The organism is Paenibacillus sp. TSA_86.1 (assembly GCF_052691815.1).
In genome coordinates this window covers 679,265-695,712 of the sequence record NZ_JBQZGE010000001.1, presented here as the reverse complement: position 1 = coordinate 695,712, position 16,448 = coordinate 679,265, and the positions used below count along the sequence as shown (strand labels likewise).

General features: G+C 49.0%; 20 protein-coding genes. 2 read left to right on the top strand and 18 right to left on the bottom strand.

Going from position 1 to position 16,448, the window contains the following annotated elements; all coding sequences use genetic code 11:
* Positions 1-74 precede the first annotated feature (74 nt).
* The 14 genes from ACUTVW_RS03260 to ACUTVW_RS03195 form a co-directional block, all read right to left on the bottom strand.
* On the bottom strand, positions 75-524 hold the full coding sequence (locus tag ACUTVW_RS03260; protein ID WP_445644460.1) for a hypothetical protein: 450 nt from the start codon (positions 522-524) through the stop codon (positions 75-77).
* A complete protein-coding gene (locus ACUTVW_RS03255) occupies positions 521-673 on the bottom strand; it encodes a hypothetical protein (RefSeq protein ID WP_445644459.1) in 153 nt (50 codons plus the stop codon). Before ACUTVW_RS03255 ends, ACUTVW_RS03260 begins: the two co-directional genes overlap by 4 nt.
* Before the next feature lie 13 nt (positions 674-686).
* Positions 687-1,082 carry a hypothetical protein gene (locus tag ACUTVW_RS03250; RefSeq protein WP_445644458.1) on the bottom strand — a complete coding sequence of 132 codons (396 nt, stop codon included), beginning with the start codon at positions 1,080-1,082 and terminating at the stop codon, positions 687-689.
* Positions 1,082-1,288, bottom strand: coding sequence for a hypothetical protein (locus ACUTVW_RS03245; RefSeq protein ID WP_445644457.1), 207 nt, complete (start codon positions 1,286-1,288; stop codon positions 1,082-1,084). The genes ACUTVW_RS03250 and ACUTVW_RS03245 overlap by 1 nt, the downstream gene beginning before the upstream one ends.
* Complete coding sequence (locus ACUTVW_RS03240; RefSeq protein WP_445644456.1) at positions 1,266-1,835, bottom strand: GNAT family N-acetyltransferase; 570 nt, start codon at positions 1,833-1,835, stop codon at positions 1,266-1,268. Before ACUTVW_RS03240 ends, ACUTVW_RS03245 begins: the two co-directional genes overlap by 23 nt.
* 23 nt (positions 1,836-1,858) lie before the next feature.
* Complete coding sequence (locus ACUTVW_RS03235; RefSeq protein WP_445644455.1) at positions 1,859-2,002, bottom strand: hypothetical protein; 144 nt, start codon at positions 2,000-2,002, stop codon at positions 1,859-1,861.
* 77 nt (positions 2,003-2,079) lie between these two features.
* Positions 2,080-3,051, bottom strand: coding sequence for an SDR family oxidoreductase (locus ACUTVW_RS03230; protein ID WP_445644454.1), 972 nt, complete (start codon positions 3,049-3,051; stop codon positions 2,080-2,082).
* A 65-nt stretch (positions 3,052-3,116) separates the two neighbouring features.
* Positions 3,117-4,439, bottom strand: coding sequence for a F390 synthetase-related protein (locus ACUTVW_RS03225; protein ID WP_445644453.1), 1,323 nt, complete (start codon positions 4,437-4,439; stop codon positions 3,117-3,119).
* A complete protein-coding gene (locus tag ACUTVW_RS03220) occupies positions 4,436-5,320 on the bottom strand; it encodes an MBL fold metallo-hydrolase (RefSeq protein WP_445644452.1) in 885 nt (294 codons plus the stop codon). The genes ACUTVW_RS03225 and ACUTVW_RS03220 overlap by 4 nt, the downstream gene beginning before the upstream one ends.
* Positions 5,298-6,308, bottom strand: coding sequence for an NAD-dependent epimerase/dehydratase family protein (locus ACUTVW_RS03215; protein WP_445644451.1), 1,011 nt, complete (start codon positions 6,306-6,308; stop codon positions 5,298-5,300). The genes ACUTVW_RS03220 and ACUTVW_RS03215 overlap by 23 nt, the downstream gene beginning before the upstream one ends.
* A complete protein-coding gene (locus ACUTVW_RS03210) occupies positions 6,305-7,546 on the bottom strand; it encodes an ATP-grasp domain-containing protein (protein ID WP_445644450.1) in 1,242 nt (413 codons plus the stop codon). The genes ACUTVW_RS03215 and ACUTVW_RS03210 overlap by 4 nt, the downstream gene beginning before the upstream one ends.
* Complete coding sequence (locus ACUTVW_RS03205; RefSeq protein ID WP_445644449.1) at positions 7,536-8,537, bottom strand: beta-ketoacyl-ACP synthase III; 1,002 nt, start codon at positions 8,535-8,537, stop codon at positions 7,536-7,538. Before ACUTVW_RS03205 ends, ACUTVW_RS03210 begins: the two co-directional genes overlap by 11 nt.
* Before the next feature lie 209 nt (positions 8,538-8,746).
* Positions 8,747-9,637, bottom strand: coding sequence for a TIGR01777 family oxidoreductase (locus ACUTVW_RS03200; protein WP_445644448.1), 891 nt, complete (start codon positions 9,635-9,637; stop codon positions 8,747-8,749).
* 130 nt (positions 9,638-9,767) lie between these two features.
* Positions 9,768-10,235: a hypothetical protein gene (locus ACUTVW_RS03195; protein WP_445644447.1), complete on the bottom strand. Its 468-nt coding sequence runs from the start codon at positions 10,233-10,235 to the stop codon at positions 9,768-9,770.
* Between the two features lie 265 nt (positions 10,236-10,500).
* Between ACUTVW_RS03195 and ACUTVW_RS03190 the strand changes: the two genes are divergently transcribed.
* Positions 10,501-10,875 (top strand): BlaI/MecI/CopY family transcriptional regulator, encoded by a 375-nt coding sequence (locus ACUTVW_RS03190; protein WP_445644446.1) that lies wholly within the window; start codon positions 10,501-10,503, stop codon positions 10,873-10,875.
* Positions 10,876-10,884: 9 nt separating this feature from the next.
* Positions 10,885-12,237 carry a M56 family metallopeptidase gene (locus tag ACUTVW_RS03185; protein ID WP_445644445.1) on the top strand — a complete coding sequence of 451 codons (1,353 nt, stop codon included), beginning with the start codon at positions 10,885-10,887 and terminating at the stop codon, positions 12,235-12,237.
* 95 nt (positions 12,238-12,332) lie between these two features.
* On the opposite strand, the gene ACUTVW_RS03180 is transcribed toward ACUTVW_RS03185, so the two are convergent.
* The 4 genes from ACUTVW_RS03180 to ACUTVW_RS03165 form a co-directional block, all read right to left on the bottom strand.
* Positions 12,333-12,896: a YdcF family protein gene (locus ACUTVW_RS03180; protein ID WP_445644444.1), complete on the bottom strand. Its 564-nt coding sequence runs from the start codon at positions 12,894-12,896 to the stop codon at positions 12,333-12,335.
* A 497-nt stretch (positions 12,897-13,393) separates the two neighbouring features.
* A complete protein-coding gene (locus ACUTVW_RS03175) occupies positions 13,394-14,248 on the bottom strand; it encodes an effector binding domain-containing protein (protein ID WP_445644443.1) in 855 nt (284 codons plus the stop codon).
* A gap of 144 nt (positions 14,249-14,392) precedes the next feature.
* Positions 14,393-15,250, bottom strand: coding sequence for a DMT family transporter (locus ACUTVW_RS03170; protein ID WP_445644442.1), 858 nt, complete (start codon positions 15,248-15,250; stop codon positions 14,393-14,395).
* 17 nt (positions 15,251-15,267) lie between these two features.
* The gene (locus ACUTVW_RS03165) at positions 15,268-16,227 is read right to left on the bottom strand and encodes a metallophosphoesterase family protein (RefSeq protein ID WP_445644441.1); all 960 of its coding nucleotides are present in this window, start codon (positions 16,225-16,227) and stop codon (positions 15,268-15,270) included.
* Positions 16,228-16,448: the final 221 nt, after the last annotated feature.

Below are 16,448 nucleotides of genomic sequence, written 5' to 3'. Positions count from 1 at the left end.
GATGTCACCTCTATAACGTATTCTTTCGGTTCGGTGAACCGCTCATTACTGCTCATGCTGACTGGAGGTGAAGCTTAAAGGTTTCCTTCAAACAATGACTTGTCTTCCAACTTCCAGTATCGTTCATCCTCTGGGACCTGCTCTAAAAAATCCCTGTAACTCCCTGTCCAGCCATCCGGCATGTAATGCTCAAAGGAAGCAGGCTCCGGGAACATAGAGAAGAATAGCCGCCTGTCAAAATCGACAAGAAAGGACGGCACATACTTAAGCCATTCATCACCCACGTGATGCATCTCCCGAAACTGCAGAAGCACACTCCTCAGTTCGCCCGAGCTTACCTGCTCCTCCTGAATCGCCTGTAAGAAAACAGCCGCCGTCTCCTCATTCAACACATGGATACCAAAACGTTCTTCCATCTCTACGTTTAAAAACCAATACTCCCGTTCAGTGACGTACCAGCGCCACCGGCTCTGAAACCAAACGCCAACAATTGTATTTTCAGCATAAACAGGCTCTGTTTTCATTGCTCTATCTCCCGGCGCATATTCTGCTTTTCTACCGCATCGGCAATATATGCCGCAAAGCTGTCATCATAATTATACTCGTTGCGATAAATACGGATATGCGCTTCTATGACATATTGCAAGTCTCTTTGTATGAATGTACGAATCATGCGGTTTGATCTCCTATTCCATCCAGCGATGAAGCAGTTTCTCCCCTTCACTTCTTCGTGCAGCAGCCTGCTGCTGCAGAAATCCGGGGACTTCACGCAGTTCGGCTGGACGATACCCTGCCCCACAACCACAGTTATGATAAGTAACACCATGACGATAGAGCGTCATCACTTTGGTCCACTGTTTGATGTCCTTTTGCTTAGGAGCTTGAAAATCATGCCCCATGCTCACCATAACCCCCGCACATTGCGGGCATTTATGTTCAAGAGTTTCTGCGGTTTCCAAGCTCAAATCGTAAGGTGATACTTGTTTAAAAGACTTGCGACAGTGGAAACAAGCATAGATCTCTTTATAGGGTCCAGACATGGCATATCGGCACATCGTCATCACCTCCTCAATATTTTCCATTATACGGGATTTCCTGCATTGTTACGAATCTGCTGTTGCGTCATTGCGCATTGCCTCTTTCCAAGCCCGACCAAATTCAGCGACAGATCTTCCGCCCAATCAAATACACAGAAGACAGTTCCGAGCGGCATTAGCCAGTCGAAGGCATGTTTTTCTTTTAACATAAACGAGATTCCATCTATCTCATGAACGATCTGATTTGTCATTGAACATCTCCTCTTGACTGTAAAAATACGTCATGTGCGCCTCATCATACCCTTGCCCGCTTACTTCCAGCGCGTTGCGCTCGATTCCGTAGGTTTCGAATCCATGCCCTTCATACAACCGTTTCGCAGAAACATTGCTCGTCACTACACTCAGGTTAATCTGCTTGAGGTTTTCCAGATGTTTGCCCCGTTCCAGAATTTCGGATAACAATCGGGATGCCAATCCGATCCCCCGATGAGCAGGTGATACATAGACACCCCAAATAACTCCCTTATGTCTGAGCTTCAGGCCGTATTCCCTTTTAAAGCCCATCATGCCCGCGAGTTTGCCGTCAAAGGTGTACGCCCCCAAAATGTAATCATCAGGCTCGTTATGTATGCGATCTTGCACTTCACTCATGGACAACTTGCTGGATAACTCGTAGGAAGCTCCAAACGCTTCGGGGTGTGTTCGCAGTGCTTCAAGCCGTAAAGGCCAATATAGATCAGATTCATCCCTGCGGATATTACGCAGAATGTACTTGCCCTGTCCGGCATCTGTTGTCATCCCTCATCCACTCCCTGTATTTTTCAGTCCTGATTAACGTTGTCACTCCGATGACGATCCCGTTCCATTGCTTCATGTACCCGATCACGCGCCGGTAATTTGTTGTTGATATGCAATAGCAAACCTGTAATGATAATCAGCAGAACAGTAACAATGACTTCAAACATGAATCAGCCCTCCCTTTGAAAAGGTTATGACTTCGCCTGGCGTATAAGCACACCCTCGCGCACTCTTGAACTATGAACTATTGAAGACCACGTGCAATTAGCCACTCCAGCCACTTCCATGGTAGCAGTGCCTTCCCGATGATAAGTAGTCGTGATCCTTTGCCCAGTGCATAACGTAGCCTCGGTGCACGCATTTGCGCAATCCGTCCGATCAGATCAGCGACCTCTTGCGGATCAGGTGCAGTCTCACTGGCCTGTTTGGAATACCGCAGAACCGCATCCAGCTTATGTTTATAAGGGGAATTCTCCTTCTGGTGGATCTCTCCCAACCCTTTGTTCCAGATGGGTGTACGGTATGCCCCGGGTTCCACCAGCACCACGCGGATACCGAATGAGGACATCTCATGGCGCAGACTTTCGCTGAACCCTTCCACGGCAAACTTGGAAGCAGCGTAAGGTGCATATCCAGGAAAACCGGATAAACCACTCACACTCGAAAGGTTAACAATCAACCCGCGCTTCTGTTCACGCATGACAGGCAGAACGGCGCGGGTAACTGCAATAAGTCCAAACAGATTCGTTTCTATCTGCCGCCGCCAATCCTCCATCGACACTTCCTCAATAAATCCGCCTACGGCAAAGCCCGCATTATTCACCAACATGTCAATTCGCCCATATTGCTGTAGCACCTTCTCCACAGCGGTCTGCACTGATTCCGAATCTGTTACATCAAGCTGTACATAGTAGAGTCGATCGGTCACTCCTGCCTCCTCGGCACGGTTCGAAAGTTCTCCCTTACGGCTCAGATCACGCATCGTGGCAATAACACGATAACCTTGCTTGGCAAGTGTGATGGCAGTCAGCATACCGAAGCCACTGGATGTTCCTGTGATCAAAGCTACAGGATGTTGATTGCCCGGCCCGGCTGATCTTGTTTCCTTTGTCTTTACTGTGGATGGAGAAGCTGTTGTCTTGCCCGATTCCGCTGTACCACCGCCATCTGCAGGGTTTGGCGAATCCTCTCCTATTTTATAGGCCCACGCGGTCATTAGATCACCTCCGTTTAAGTGTAAAAGAATAGTTCAATTTATATCGTTCATTGGGCAAGCAAGCCTCATGAATCCACACGTCTCTCCACCCGCCGCAGCTTCGTTATCCCCGGTTCAAACGTATACGGCACAAAGTGTACCTCTGGAAGCACACATTGCAGCCGCTGTGCTAATTTCCCCAGTTCATGCAACACGGCCGCGTGTACCTGCTCCTGACCCGCTTCTTCGCTGATCCGCACGGATACCTCCAACCTTCCACTGCCGCCCTGCACCACGCGATAATGCTCAATGGCTGGCGAGGCCGCAATGACCGCACGACTGATGAAATCCGGAAAGACCGAAACAGCCTTACCCTCATGTTGATGTGAAAAATAAAGCGTATCATCACAGCGGCCCTCAATCCCTTCAATGGCAGTAAACAATGAACCACAGGCGCACGGCTCTGCCGCCTCGGTTAATATATCATTCAGCCGATACCGGATAATCGGCTGTGATGTTCTGGTAAAATCCGTGATCACAGGCACGAACCGCCGGGTGGCCGGATCAAGGTATTCTTTTTCAATATACACAATGTCTTCATTCAGATGTAATGTCCCATGCTCGCAGGTCGCCCCCAAGAAACCTTCTGTACACTGGTACACCTGATGAACGGTCTGCCCGAAAACATGCTCCAGCACGTTACGATCCAGTGGATCAAGCACCTCGGCTACAGAAATGATTTTGTCTGGCACGTGGGTTAAACGTCCCTGTAGACAAGCATCAGCCAGCATACGAAGCATGGAGGGCGGAGCTACCCATACCGTGGGTTGATATTCTTCCATGCGCTCAATGAGTACATCCACCCGCTCCAGCAGGTCAAAATACTGAAATTGCAGCTTGCCACGCTTCACCGATTCATACAAATTGCTGTTCGCGCGTAAGAAAAAAGCGATCTTTGCAGGTTTCCACAGCCCGCCTGGTAACAGTTTGGCAAGCACCGTACCCGTCCATGCGTCCTGCTCTTGATCACTGACCAGAAATATGCCCCGGTTACCGGATGTGCCAGAAGAGAGTCCCACCGTTACCCCCTGGATGGAAGACTGCTTGAAATCACGAGTATCTTCACTCTCACCCGCCAGGATCAATGCCTCTTCTTTCGAAATCCCAACGGTGTTCAGAGTATCAAAATGCTGCATCATGATTGATTTATCAATCTGCGGAAACTGTCTCCACTCGGATGCGTTCAGACCCTCCCACCACTTTTGATAAAATGGAGACTGCGTCCGAATCCGCTCGACATGCCGCTTGATTCGGCGTTCCTGCCAGCGTTCAAGCTGTGCCCGTGTAGGCCATCTGCGCAGGCCACGCGCCAGAGCATAATGAGTTACAATTCGAATGGGATTACTCATCGCCCCGTTCCTCCTGTGCCCCATTCGCTCAGCACCTCTTGGCAGTGGCTCGGCACTATACGAAGTGCAGGAAACTGCTGATGCAACTGTATCAACTTGTCAAAGTTCTGTCTGTACTGCTGCCGATCTGACATAATGATACCCGCAAGTGCATGAGGTCTGCGTTGTTCACGAAAAGCCCGACTTGACCATACCGCATCTGCACATAAAAAATATTCATGCTGTTCTGTCCGCAGTAACAATCCCATCATGCCTTCCGCATGACCCGATACATCGACACCGAGCAGACTGCCATCTCCAAAAATATCGTATACCTCGTCCCACGGAAAACGATCCGGAGCTGTTATGCCTCTACTCTCCGCCATTTCCATCCATCGCTTGGGATGATCGTTCACGGGCATTGATCGCTGGATAAAATCATCCGGGAGCAGTCCAGCCAGAAAGCCAGCCTTCACTGCCGCAATCGAACCAAGGGAGCGAACCGCATCATACGCTCTTGGCAAATAAATAAACCGGGCCTCCGGGAAGTCCCTCACGCCTGCGATATGATCCCCGTGAAAATGCGAAAGAATGACATAATGGATATCTGTTGCCTTAAGCCCGATTCGCTCCAGAAAATGAACAGCACTATCTTCTTCCCGATATACTACGGGTGTGATATGACGATACAAGGCATTAGGCAGGCGAGCAGTCTCTTCAAAGAAACGAGAACTATATCCCGTGTCCAGCAAAATGGGGCCATGATCCGGATGAAGGATACAGGCAAAGCCTGCCGGAAAAGGGACCGCTCGTAAGCTCCCTCCTCGCAGTGTTAGAAACTCAGGATGTGTACAATAACCTGCTGCGCCCAAATATAGCTTAACCGGCATCGTTGTTAACATGATTAGCCCTCCACCAATCTGCAAATTGCTGCAAACCCGCTTCAATAGACACTCGCGGTGTAAATCCCAACTGCTCTTTTGCATCCACTATGCTTAATGTCTGTGGTACACCCAAAGATCCAACCGTGTATCTGGTGAGAGGTGGCTCACCCAGAGCAGGGATAAATCGATAAACACCCTCCAACAGACCAGCCACTCCATAGGCCATCGTGTAAGGAATATTTCGATGCCGGAGCGGCATGTCTAACATGCCAAACAGAGCCCCCACCAACTCGGCGAACGGTCTCGGATCTGCATTCGAAATATTGTAGGCTCTCCCAAGTGCATCGTCAGAAGTTTCACTGCACAGCATCAGGGCATCCACCACATTATCCACGCACGTCAGGTCAATCAATGCCTGTCCGCCATCGATCATGGGCACGCCTCGTTTGGCATTCGCTGCAACAATACGTGGGAAAAGCGTCTGATCATAGGGCCCAAAAATAGCTCGCGGGCGGATGATGATCGAAGGCAGTCCTTTTCCGTGAGCGTTCAACACGATCTCTTCAGCCAGACGTTTGGTAGCCGCATAATGATTGGCAGGTTTAGCTGGCAGCGGATCAGATTCATGAACCTCATACCGCGGGATGTAGTTAAAATATATACTTGGCGTCGAGACATGCACAAACCGCTGTACCTGACTGCGTGTAGAGCTTTCAACCAGATTCTGCGTTCCCTGCACGTTACTGCTGTAAAAATCCCGATATTTCCCCCATGGTGACGATAGCGCCGCGCAGTGGAACACCACATCCTGACCCGCACATGCTGCATTCACAGCCTGCTGATCCCGGATATCTCCTTTCACGAAACGCACTCCAGCTGTTTCCAAAGTTGCGCCGATCTCTTGTTGTCGCCCCATACCCGTAACATCCCATCCTTCGGATGCAAGCCTGATCGCCAGATGTCTACCCAAACACCCCGTAGTCCCGGTCACTAGCGCTCTCTTCATCGTTGTTCACCGTTCCATTCTATGTCGTGAGTCAATGCTTCCGTCAGCGAGATCTGCTGTGAACGTGCAAGACGCCAGGCAGCAAGAACTACCGCGACTTGTTCGAAAAAAGGCCGCCAATCTCGCCGTATATACACGACATCCCTCGCACTGCGCCAAGCTGTTCTCCAAGCGCGCAAGCCGCCTTTGGTTCCTGGTATCTGCCTGAGGCCACTCCCCAGCATGGGTAGGGCAAGCATGGCTTTATCACTACCTGACTGCGGGGTAACTTCTGTTCTTTCGTTTAACAACACCTCAGGTTCAAGCAATGCATGCACCAAACCATCACCAGGATGAAACAGATGTACGCCACTGGTTGCCCTCGGGTTACACTCAATGGCGTACACCTGACCTGACAGGTCTTCGATAAAATCAAAACCAATCTGCCCGCTAAAACCTGCCGTCAGCACAAATTGCTGTACCCACGTTCGCACACCCTCATGCTGCACCTGTTCAAAAAAAACACTCGCACCTACACGGCCTGTTCGATATCGGCTGTCATAGGTGGCATGGGCAATCAACTGGCCTTCATGCACAACACTGTAGGTGCACAGTCCTCGTCCATGGATGTATTGCTGGGCAACCCAAGGAAAAGCAGGAGATAACTCCTCTTCCCCCGGCGGATCGTTACGCACCCCAGCTAACGGCATACGCACCTTGGCAGCAAAACGGGAATATACCGGCTTCCAGACCCATTCACCTGACACGTCCAGGATATGCTGAGTCTTCAGCCACTCCTGCGGACTTTGAATGAGATGTGTATCGGGAACCGGCAGTCCCATAGACTTGGCAAGCTGAATAAAATCGTATTTATGATGAAGGACATGTAACTGCTGCAAAGGGGACGTCAGAACACGGCAATATTGCCGCAACCGATCCACTCCTTGAGCCACATAAAATACCTCCTCACACATCGGAATCAACAGATCAATCTGCCATGTCCTGATGCATTGTTCCAAGGCTGACAGGTAATCTTCTGTCTGACGACGTGGCGGTGGAACAAGCGCACACCGCTCCACCGCGCTGGACGTTCTGCACAGATGTCGCTCCACACTCTCTGCAATATATACAAGATGGCCTGACCGATGCAGCATGCGGGCCAAGTCCAGCGTCACCGGAGCCCTGCCTCCAGTAAGCAGTACCTTGTATGAATGACCAGCTTGCGCTTGAAGCCCACGTTGTCCGAATCTAGTAATCAAAGATGAGTCCTCCCAAGGATAAACCCGCCGCCGTTCCAATCATCAATACACGGTCACCACGCTGTATTCGTTGCTGATGGATGGCTTCGTGCAGTCCCATCGGAATGGATGCCGCAATGGTGTTGCCATGACCTCGTGTAATATCCATGAAGCGTTCTTCCGGGATACCCAGCTTCTTGCGAATCAAACGCATAGCCATTGCACTTCCCTGATGAGGAATAACAAGCCCGAAATCCTGCATCCGGTTCCCGGAAGCTTGAAGCATCTCATTCATGAAGCCGGGTAACAGCTTGGACGCCATACGGAAAATGGCTTGTCCATCCATATGAAAGAGAAATGGATCCGGCTGCTCCAGATTATAATGGGCTGCATGTTGCCTTGTCCCCCCGCCTGCAATCTCCGAAAACCGTGCTCCGCGGCTATATGTGCGCAGAGATGCGTGTATGATCTGTGAGCCCGACTCTTCAGATGTACGCTCAATGATAACTGCCGCAGCCCCATCCCCAAACAAGGCGGCACTTTCCGGGTCTTTCCAGTTCAATCCGGCTGAGGCAATCTCTGTGGCTACAAGTAATACACGCTGGTAACGTCCCGCATCCACCATATAAGAGATGACATCAAGGCCGTTCAGAAAACTCAGACAGGTCGCATCCATATCAAAGGCAGGCACACCCGACTCTTCCTCTCCCATGGCCTGCTGAATAAAGACAGCTGTACTTGGCAGTGGCTGTTCCTTCGTGCCGCTTGTACATACCAGACAATCGATCTCTCCAAATGACAGATCTGCATCGGCAAGAGCCGCTTCAGCTGCTCTCGCACCCATGTAGGAAGAGGTCTCCTCATCCGAGGCGTAATAACGGCAACCTACCCCCGTCGCTTTACTGACCCAGCCTGCCGGTACATTCAAACGCTCATCCAATTCCTCATCCGTCACCTTCATCTGGGGCAGATATTTCCCTGTACCTGCGATTCTTACTCTTCTAAGTTGCATATGCCCAACCTCTTCTCTTTCGTAGGTCTTATGTAAATTTTATGCTAGTAATCATTAAACGCATATGCCTCCAACTGAATAATGGTGCAATGGACAGAAGGGCAGATTGCTCTGCCCTCCCCGCTACGATATGAATGATCTTCTGCACATTGTGTACACGTGGTGAGAATACGTGTCTATCGGGCTTCCGCTTGTCTACTGCCCGCGAGTTACTTGGTTCGCTTGAGGAGATCAGCGAGCGCCGCATCCAGCGAAGCATACGTGAACGTGAAGCCTGCTTTTTCGATTCGATCAGGAATCACCCAGCGGCTCTTAAGTACCAGTTCCGTTTCCGTACGGATGAATATGGCTCCAAGTTCAAGCATCCAGCGTGGAGACGGAAGTCCAAGGCGGGCACCCATCTGTTTCCGCAGACTTGCCATCAGTTCTCGATTGGTCACCGGATGAGGAGACGAAGCATTAAAGACACCTTCCAGCTCTCGATGCTCTTGTACAAACCTCACCATGCGGAACAGATCTTCAATATGAATCCAGCTAAACTGCTGGGTTCCTGCTCCCTGCGCTCCTCCCAGGCCAAATCGGACCAGATTCGTCAACGGTTCCATCACCCCGCCTTCACCAAGTACAATCGCAATGCGCAGCGCAATCTGTCGTGTAGAAGGCAGATTGAAACCGAAAAATGCCTGCTCCCATGCTTTGGCTACCTCCACGGAAAAACCCGAGCCGATCTCGCCATCTTTTTCCGTCATAGGTCGATCTTCCGCATGTCTGTATATGGTTGCCGTACTAGAGTTAATCCACAATTCAGGTGGCTGTGCACATGCCAGTATCGCTTCTCCAAGAATATGTGTGGTTTCTGTCCTGGAGTCGAAAATGATTCTGCGATTCTCTTCCGTGTAGCGGCAATTCACAGATTTTCCAGCCAAGTTAATCAGCATCTCTGCACCTTCAAGCGCTTCAATAATGGCTGCTCGATCTTCCCAGGCGATGTGCCCGGGCTGGCGTGAGATCACAAGCACATCATATCCCAGCTTTTTAAATCGGGGTGCAAAATCCTGACCAACAAATCCCGTCCCACCAGCAAGTACAACCTTTTTCATGGTATCCCCTCATTTCCCCAGATGGTCAGTGCCATTATGCAGTACATTCATATCAGATTAAACAACACAAGAGGCCCTTTCGTTTGATGTTTGATATAACTCGAAATTTTTGTAGAGCTGAAAGCTACACTCAGACTCTTCCTTGCACACCAATCGTTTCATATAACCTGCTTCGCTCTTCGTTTGCCCAGACATTCGTAACATCCTGTTCAAGTCGAACCTGTAGTTCATCATGAAAATCATGAATCATATAACCTTCGGGCAGATCACCCAATATAGCTTCAAAATTATACACGGGTAGCGCTCGCTGCCCTTCGCCAATCTGCTTCAGCCACTCCATCCAATCACGCAGTGTTAGCACACCCTCCTGCCACAACTCTGCCTGTAGTCCAAGCACATCTTGCAGCTGCTCATAGGCCAGTACATCCGTGAAACGGCGACAAGCCTTGACACCCCATTCAAATATTTCATTTGCCGCACGGCGAATGTCATGTGTCAGTTCCACCTCAAGGCCTTCCAGATAATCCTGAACCTGAATATGCTGACCGTCATCGTATAATAAGGGCGCATGGGCAAGCATGCGTATAATTTCTTGCAATTCGTTCGTTGAAATATCCTTTCGCTCCTCCAGAGCGGCTAATTGAAATGCTGTAATGATGGTTCACTCCTGACTCGTTCATCTATTGTAGACCTATAGTATAACACGCTTTTCTCCAATGCTGCCTGCGATGCACAGGAAGAATCAAGGGGCTGTCAAACACGTGCTTGACTATTACTACACGTTGTAGTAATTTAAACGTACTACGTAGTGTAGTAATCAACTTTCGTTATGGACGCATAACGATGTAAAGGAGTGCTTCTTGGTGCACCAAACCCAAAAATGGTCCGAAACCGAGCTGGAATTGATGGAGGTGATCTGGTCTTGTACTCCTCCGGTCACTTCTTCCGAATTGTTAGACATGTTTAATGAAAAAGGAAAAGCGTGGAAAGCACAGACCATCTCTACTTTTCTATCCAGACTCGTTGATAAGGGGGCGCTCACGGTAACCAGACAAGGGCGTACAAACTATTACGAACCTCTTCTGCTGCCCGAAGACTACAAACTCCAGAAAACAAAAACGGTACTCGATGGACTCTACCAAGGCTCTGTTAAAAATCTGGTTTCAGCCATGTATGACGGGGATAAGCTTTCAGAGGATGACATTGCAGAATTAAAAAAATGGCTGTCGGAAAAGTAGGTGCCTAACATGAATATCTTTCTGGAACTGTTGGTCGCGTTGACGATGGCCGGAAGCATGGCTACAGCCTGCATCCTTGCACTGCGTTTTCTGAATGTTCACGTTTTCCCGGCTCACTGGCGTTACGGGCTGAGTAAAATGGCTGTCGTTTTTTATGTACTGCCCCTCTCGTTCGGTATTCCCTGGTTCGCAATCTTGTTTCAACACACATCAAACACAACCGTTAAACCATCCGACAGCGGGCGAAGCATGTTTGGGGGAATTCCTGCACCTGAATGGACGATACCTTCTACTGTGGCCTATGTTCTGCTCGGTGCTTGGGGAGTGGGCGTTCTCGTTTATTCATCGTGGCAGATCACCTGTTATCGCAAATTCACCAATGAATTGAAACGTACACGAACGGGTGTGCAAGAGAACAGCGAAGCAGCCCTTTTGCTTCCGATCATGAAGAAAAAGCTGGGGATTCGGCGGCACGTTCAACTGGCCTATAGTCCGATTCTCCGAAGTCCTGTACTGGTTGGTTTGACTAAACCCACGATTTATTTACCTCTATCCGGTACAATCCATCTGGATATGAGACTGGTTTATCACCATGAATTAACTCATCTTAAACAAAAGGACCTATGGGTCAAGGCTATCACTTTATTGGTCAGCGCCCTGCACTGGTTCAATCCACTGGTTCACCTTCTTCGTCAGGAGATTCATACGTGGAGTGAGTTTTCTTGTGATGAAAAGGTAGTGCAGAAAATGTCCCTTGAAGATCGCAAGCGCTATGGAGAAACGATTTTGAGCGTGATGGCGGGCGCAAGAAACGTACCTGTACAATTTTGCTCCTCCCTTTCCGGGGAAGGAAAACAACTCAAAAGGAGATTAACAATGATGTTTGATGTGAAAAAAATGAATAAAAAGCACCGGATGATCACGATCGGAGCTTTATGTCTGATTGCCGTAGCAAGTACGTCCACAGCCGTATGGGCATCTAACCACACACCCAAAGTAGAATCAAAAGCAACTGAAGCTGTGCCTGTACCGGATATTTCCAAAAAAACTTCATCCCAAGCTGCTGAGTTGAGCGTAACTGTGCCTAAGGATGAGGTTGCTGAGGCTTCTCCTTCAGCTGGCTCTTCCAAAGGCACTACAGTACGCCCTTCTGAGATCAGGGCTACTACCCCTAGGGATGAGATTGCTGAAGTTGCCCCTTCCGTCAGATCTTCCAGAGATACTTCGGTACGCCCTTCTGAGATCAGAGCTACTGCCCCTAGGGATGAGGTTGCTGAAGTTGCCCCTTCTCCTGGCACCTCCAGATCTGACACAACCCCAGCTACTGAAATTAGAGCGGCTAGTGATCCTGCTGAAAAATAAGAGGTGTCGCGAACGCCTTGTAAGCATAGGTCACCTATTAAAACGAGAAACAGGACGAAGCATCTTCATTCCGCTTCGCCCTGTTTCTCGTTTTATTATAGAAATGCCTTGACTGCGCCAAAGTATTCACGAATCATATTGATCGGTTTCAAATACCCGGGTGAAGGGGCGGAAATACCATATTCTGCGGCATAGCCGTTTTTGGCTGCGATATATTTTGATCTGAACATATGGTAGTCGCTCGTGACAATCATAATTTTGGGATGTTCCAGCCCGGAGGCAAGGATGATATTTTTAGAAAAAGCCAAGTTCTCCTGCGTGCTTGTCGAGCGATCCTCCATAGTGATTTGATCGGGCGCAATGCCCTGATCCACCAGATAATTTTTCATCGCAAGCGCTTCGGGAATGGATTCCCCCGGCCCCTGCCCCCCGGATACGATGACTGGTGTCTCTGGGTGACTACGAATGTAATCCAGACTGGCATCCAGCCTTTGCTTCAAGGTCAATGACAATTCCGTTCCCTTGATGCCCGATCCGAGAATGATGACATAATCCGCTCGATCCGCATCCTTCGAACCCAGCTGGGTAAAAACAAGGGCTTCGATTATTACAAAAGAAACCGCACCAATCCCGAAAGCAACCAACAGTACACGTTTCAACCAGATGTGTTTCTCATAATCAATTCGTCTTAATATAATAAAGGTCGCTGCGAGAAGAGTAAAAAACTTGACGGCAAAGTTCCAACCCCAGAAGATCAAAAAGAAAACCAGACACGCTAGCAGGATCAGGTCAAGAATATATCCTTTTTCCCGTAAAAATTTCTTTATCAGTACAGCAACACTCCTTTCGGTACGTTAGGCACACACACTCGTTACAGTAGACCGCATCCATTATCTTTCAATATAACATGTTTTTAACCCTGGAATAAAATAAACAACTCCCCTCAAGCTGTCATTTTCAGCACATCCAAAACGAATGCACGCCTGAAAATCACGGTTCCTGAGCGGAGTTGTGATGTCATAATGATTAATGATCATTGGTAAAGATAACTAAAGCTTACGATCCAGATATTCAATACTTAGTATCGAGGCTTTTTAATACTTACTACCTGGCTATTTAATACTTCCTATCGAGCTATTTAATACTTGCTACCCGGCTATTTAATCGGTATCCAGATTTGAGGCGCATGTTTCATACCGCGGTAGACCTCCAGTTCAGGCAGCCAGGCATGTTCGTACGAATTTGAAGGGAACCATTCACCTACAATACGTTTCCACAGCTTTTGTATCCCCTGAGGCATTGGTTCCTCTACCTCGAAAACCACCCATTTGCTGGCAGGGAACGTTAACGTAGATAACCCTTCCGGTTGCTCCCCTTCATACGTTGTTGCAATCCAGTACTCCATCTGCTTGTCCTCTATCTCGCCCTGATCTACACACACCCCTAGCAAACCTGGGATAACCCCGTTATTCAATGCAGCGATCCGATCCTCTAAACCACTGCTATAGGCTTCCTCCCACATGCTGCCGATCCCCTGCAAGTGCTGCCCATCCACATATGAAAACCGTTGTTTGATACCTGCAATGGAAAATGCCTCTTGTTCAACAATATGATGTTTCATTGGCTCTGCTCCTTGTAAACTGACTTGTATAACGAGTCGATTATACGACTGGACTGAGGCACCTGACTTTCGGGTTTCGCTTGGTGATATTCCATGTTGTCTGCGATAAGCTTTGGTGAACGATTCAGGCGTATCATAGCTATACTTGAAGGCCAAATCCATAATTTTAGGATCACCCTGCAACAGTTCATTGGCCGCCAGGGTTAATCTTCTGCGCCTGATGTACTCTGCCACGGTAACATCGGTCATTAAATGAAAGATGCGTTGAAAATGAAACGCCGACATATGCGCCTGCGCTGCAATCTGCTCTACCGTCATAGGCTCCAGTAAATGTTCTTCCATGTATTGAATAGTCTTCTGTATCGCTTCGACCCATTTCATGTGCTTCATCACTCCTTGCTCCTATAATACAAGAAGATGCGCACGGAGGCCTGTCATTTTGTGCTTTTCTCTGTCCGGTACGCAGCATAAGCATGAGGTATACGATGTCTATTTCATGTCCCTACAGGACTAAACATCACTCTGTCCCTTATATCATCCCCACATGCCAATCAGCAGGATGCCACCAAAAATAACGATGGAACAAAGGATGCGTTTCATGCCCTGCTGTTCTTTTAATAACCATATCCCGAGAAAAGCAGCAAATACCGTACCCACTTCCCGAAGCGGGCCTAATCTGGACATTGGTGCCTGTTCCAGTGCAAACAGAAAGAGCAGATACGACCCCGGGTTCAGCAAAGCTCCGAGCAGAATGGTCGAACGATTCACCTTCCACTCCTGACGTAAACCACCTGAGGCGAGTAGTGCCGGTGTTAATCCGGCCACAAAGCCAATATTCGTAACCTCAAGCAATGCCAGTGGCGAAATATGCTGCAGATTTAATTTGTCCACAAATACATAACTTGTCGTACATAATCCAACGCACAGAGCCATCAGAACCGGCTTTGCCCCTTGCATCCCGGATCCTGATCCCCCCTTCCCGCTCACCACACCGCTAAGAACCGTGAAACCAGCAATCATGCAGGCAATACCTAGCCACCCGTATCCCGACAACTTCTCTCCCAGAAAAGCAACCCCGATCAAAGGCACCAGCAACGTGCTTGTGCCTCGCATAATCGGATAAATTTGCGATAGATCACCCAGCTCATAGGTCTGAGACAACAACCAGGAATATAACGCCTGCAGTGCCATGGACACGATCAACAGTGAGTAGGCTGACGTTGTCAACGATTCACGAGACAATTCCATCACCAGCACAGGCAACAGTAATACGGTCGGGATCATCATAATAGACCATAGAAAAACACTTTTGTTCAAACTTCGCTTCGTAAACATACTCCAGACGGCATGCGCCATCCCGGAAGCAAGTACCAGAATTAACGGTAAAATCATGTTGTTTATGTTCCTCTCTATTTCCCTTGCTCAGGTTGATGCTCCGGCTGTTCCTTCACCACCGATCCGTCCTCCAGGCGAAGCCAGGTATCAAACGCCTGCTCACCTGCACGTATCTGAATAACGCGGCCTCCGCGCAGCATACCTTCTCTTCCGTATGTACTGTGACCGCTGGAACGACCATAACAGAGACGGATGCCGTGATACTGACCGTAGAAATCATTCACATGATCGTGCCCGCAGAACGTACCCATTACATCACCCATCTCCAGCAACGTAGCGAATAACCCCGAATTGACTGGTGCGCAGCAGACCGGTTCATACTTGTTGCCATAACAAATTTGGCTGTTCCACATCAGCTGATATTCGGGAATCGGGATATGGAAAAACGCCAAGGCTGGAAGCTTATCCCCGCGGTCGCGGCCGGGATTAACGCGTGTGGATTCATCCATCAGCCACCGCAGCTGACTCTGCTGAATCCAGCCATAACCGGGAATCGATTCCACAGTCGAATAACTCCCCGAATCGATCAGGTACAGCACTGCTGCCGGAAGGCCATCCACTCCGGCAATCTCCAGCGTGTAATTGCCCATTCCTGCAATGTCACGCGGCCCCGCTTCCGTCAGGCTATGTTTATGCTCCTGAACAACATGCATGAGCTCTGCTTGGGTAATCCGCTGCTCGGCATCATGATTGCCAAACACAAAAGCCCACGGAACTCCACTTTCCTCCACAACCGAGACAGCATCGCGAAAAGCCTGCTCTGGATGCTCACACGCTTGATTCCCCGGATCGACAGGCCCGGTGTAGATGACATCTCCTGTAAACACAACCAGATCCGGCTGCTCCTGCTTGATGATGGTTTGCATCATCCGCTGGGTTCGGAGATCTTCAGGCCGGCCGTCTTTCCAATGCAAATCGGTAAACTGTACGATGGTGAAGGTGCCGTTTTCGCGAAAAGCAAGTTGTCGTTTCAATATGCTGTCCTCCCGAATACCACATGAATGCGCAATGAAATCTCAATGAAAACGAGCAAGAACTTTCACTTGTTTCATGCAGTTTGATAGATTAGTTATATGTATTGCTGAATATGGCGTCAATAGACTTGTTCATACCCTGTATTATAATGTGGTTTCTTGTTGTTTTGTATGATATTATCCTCATATCATTGGTCTGTCAATACGCTCTCTCACAACCA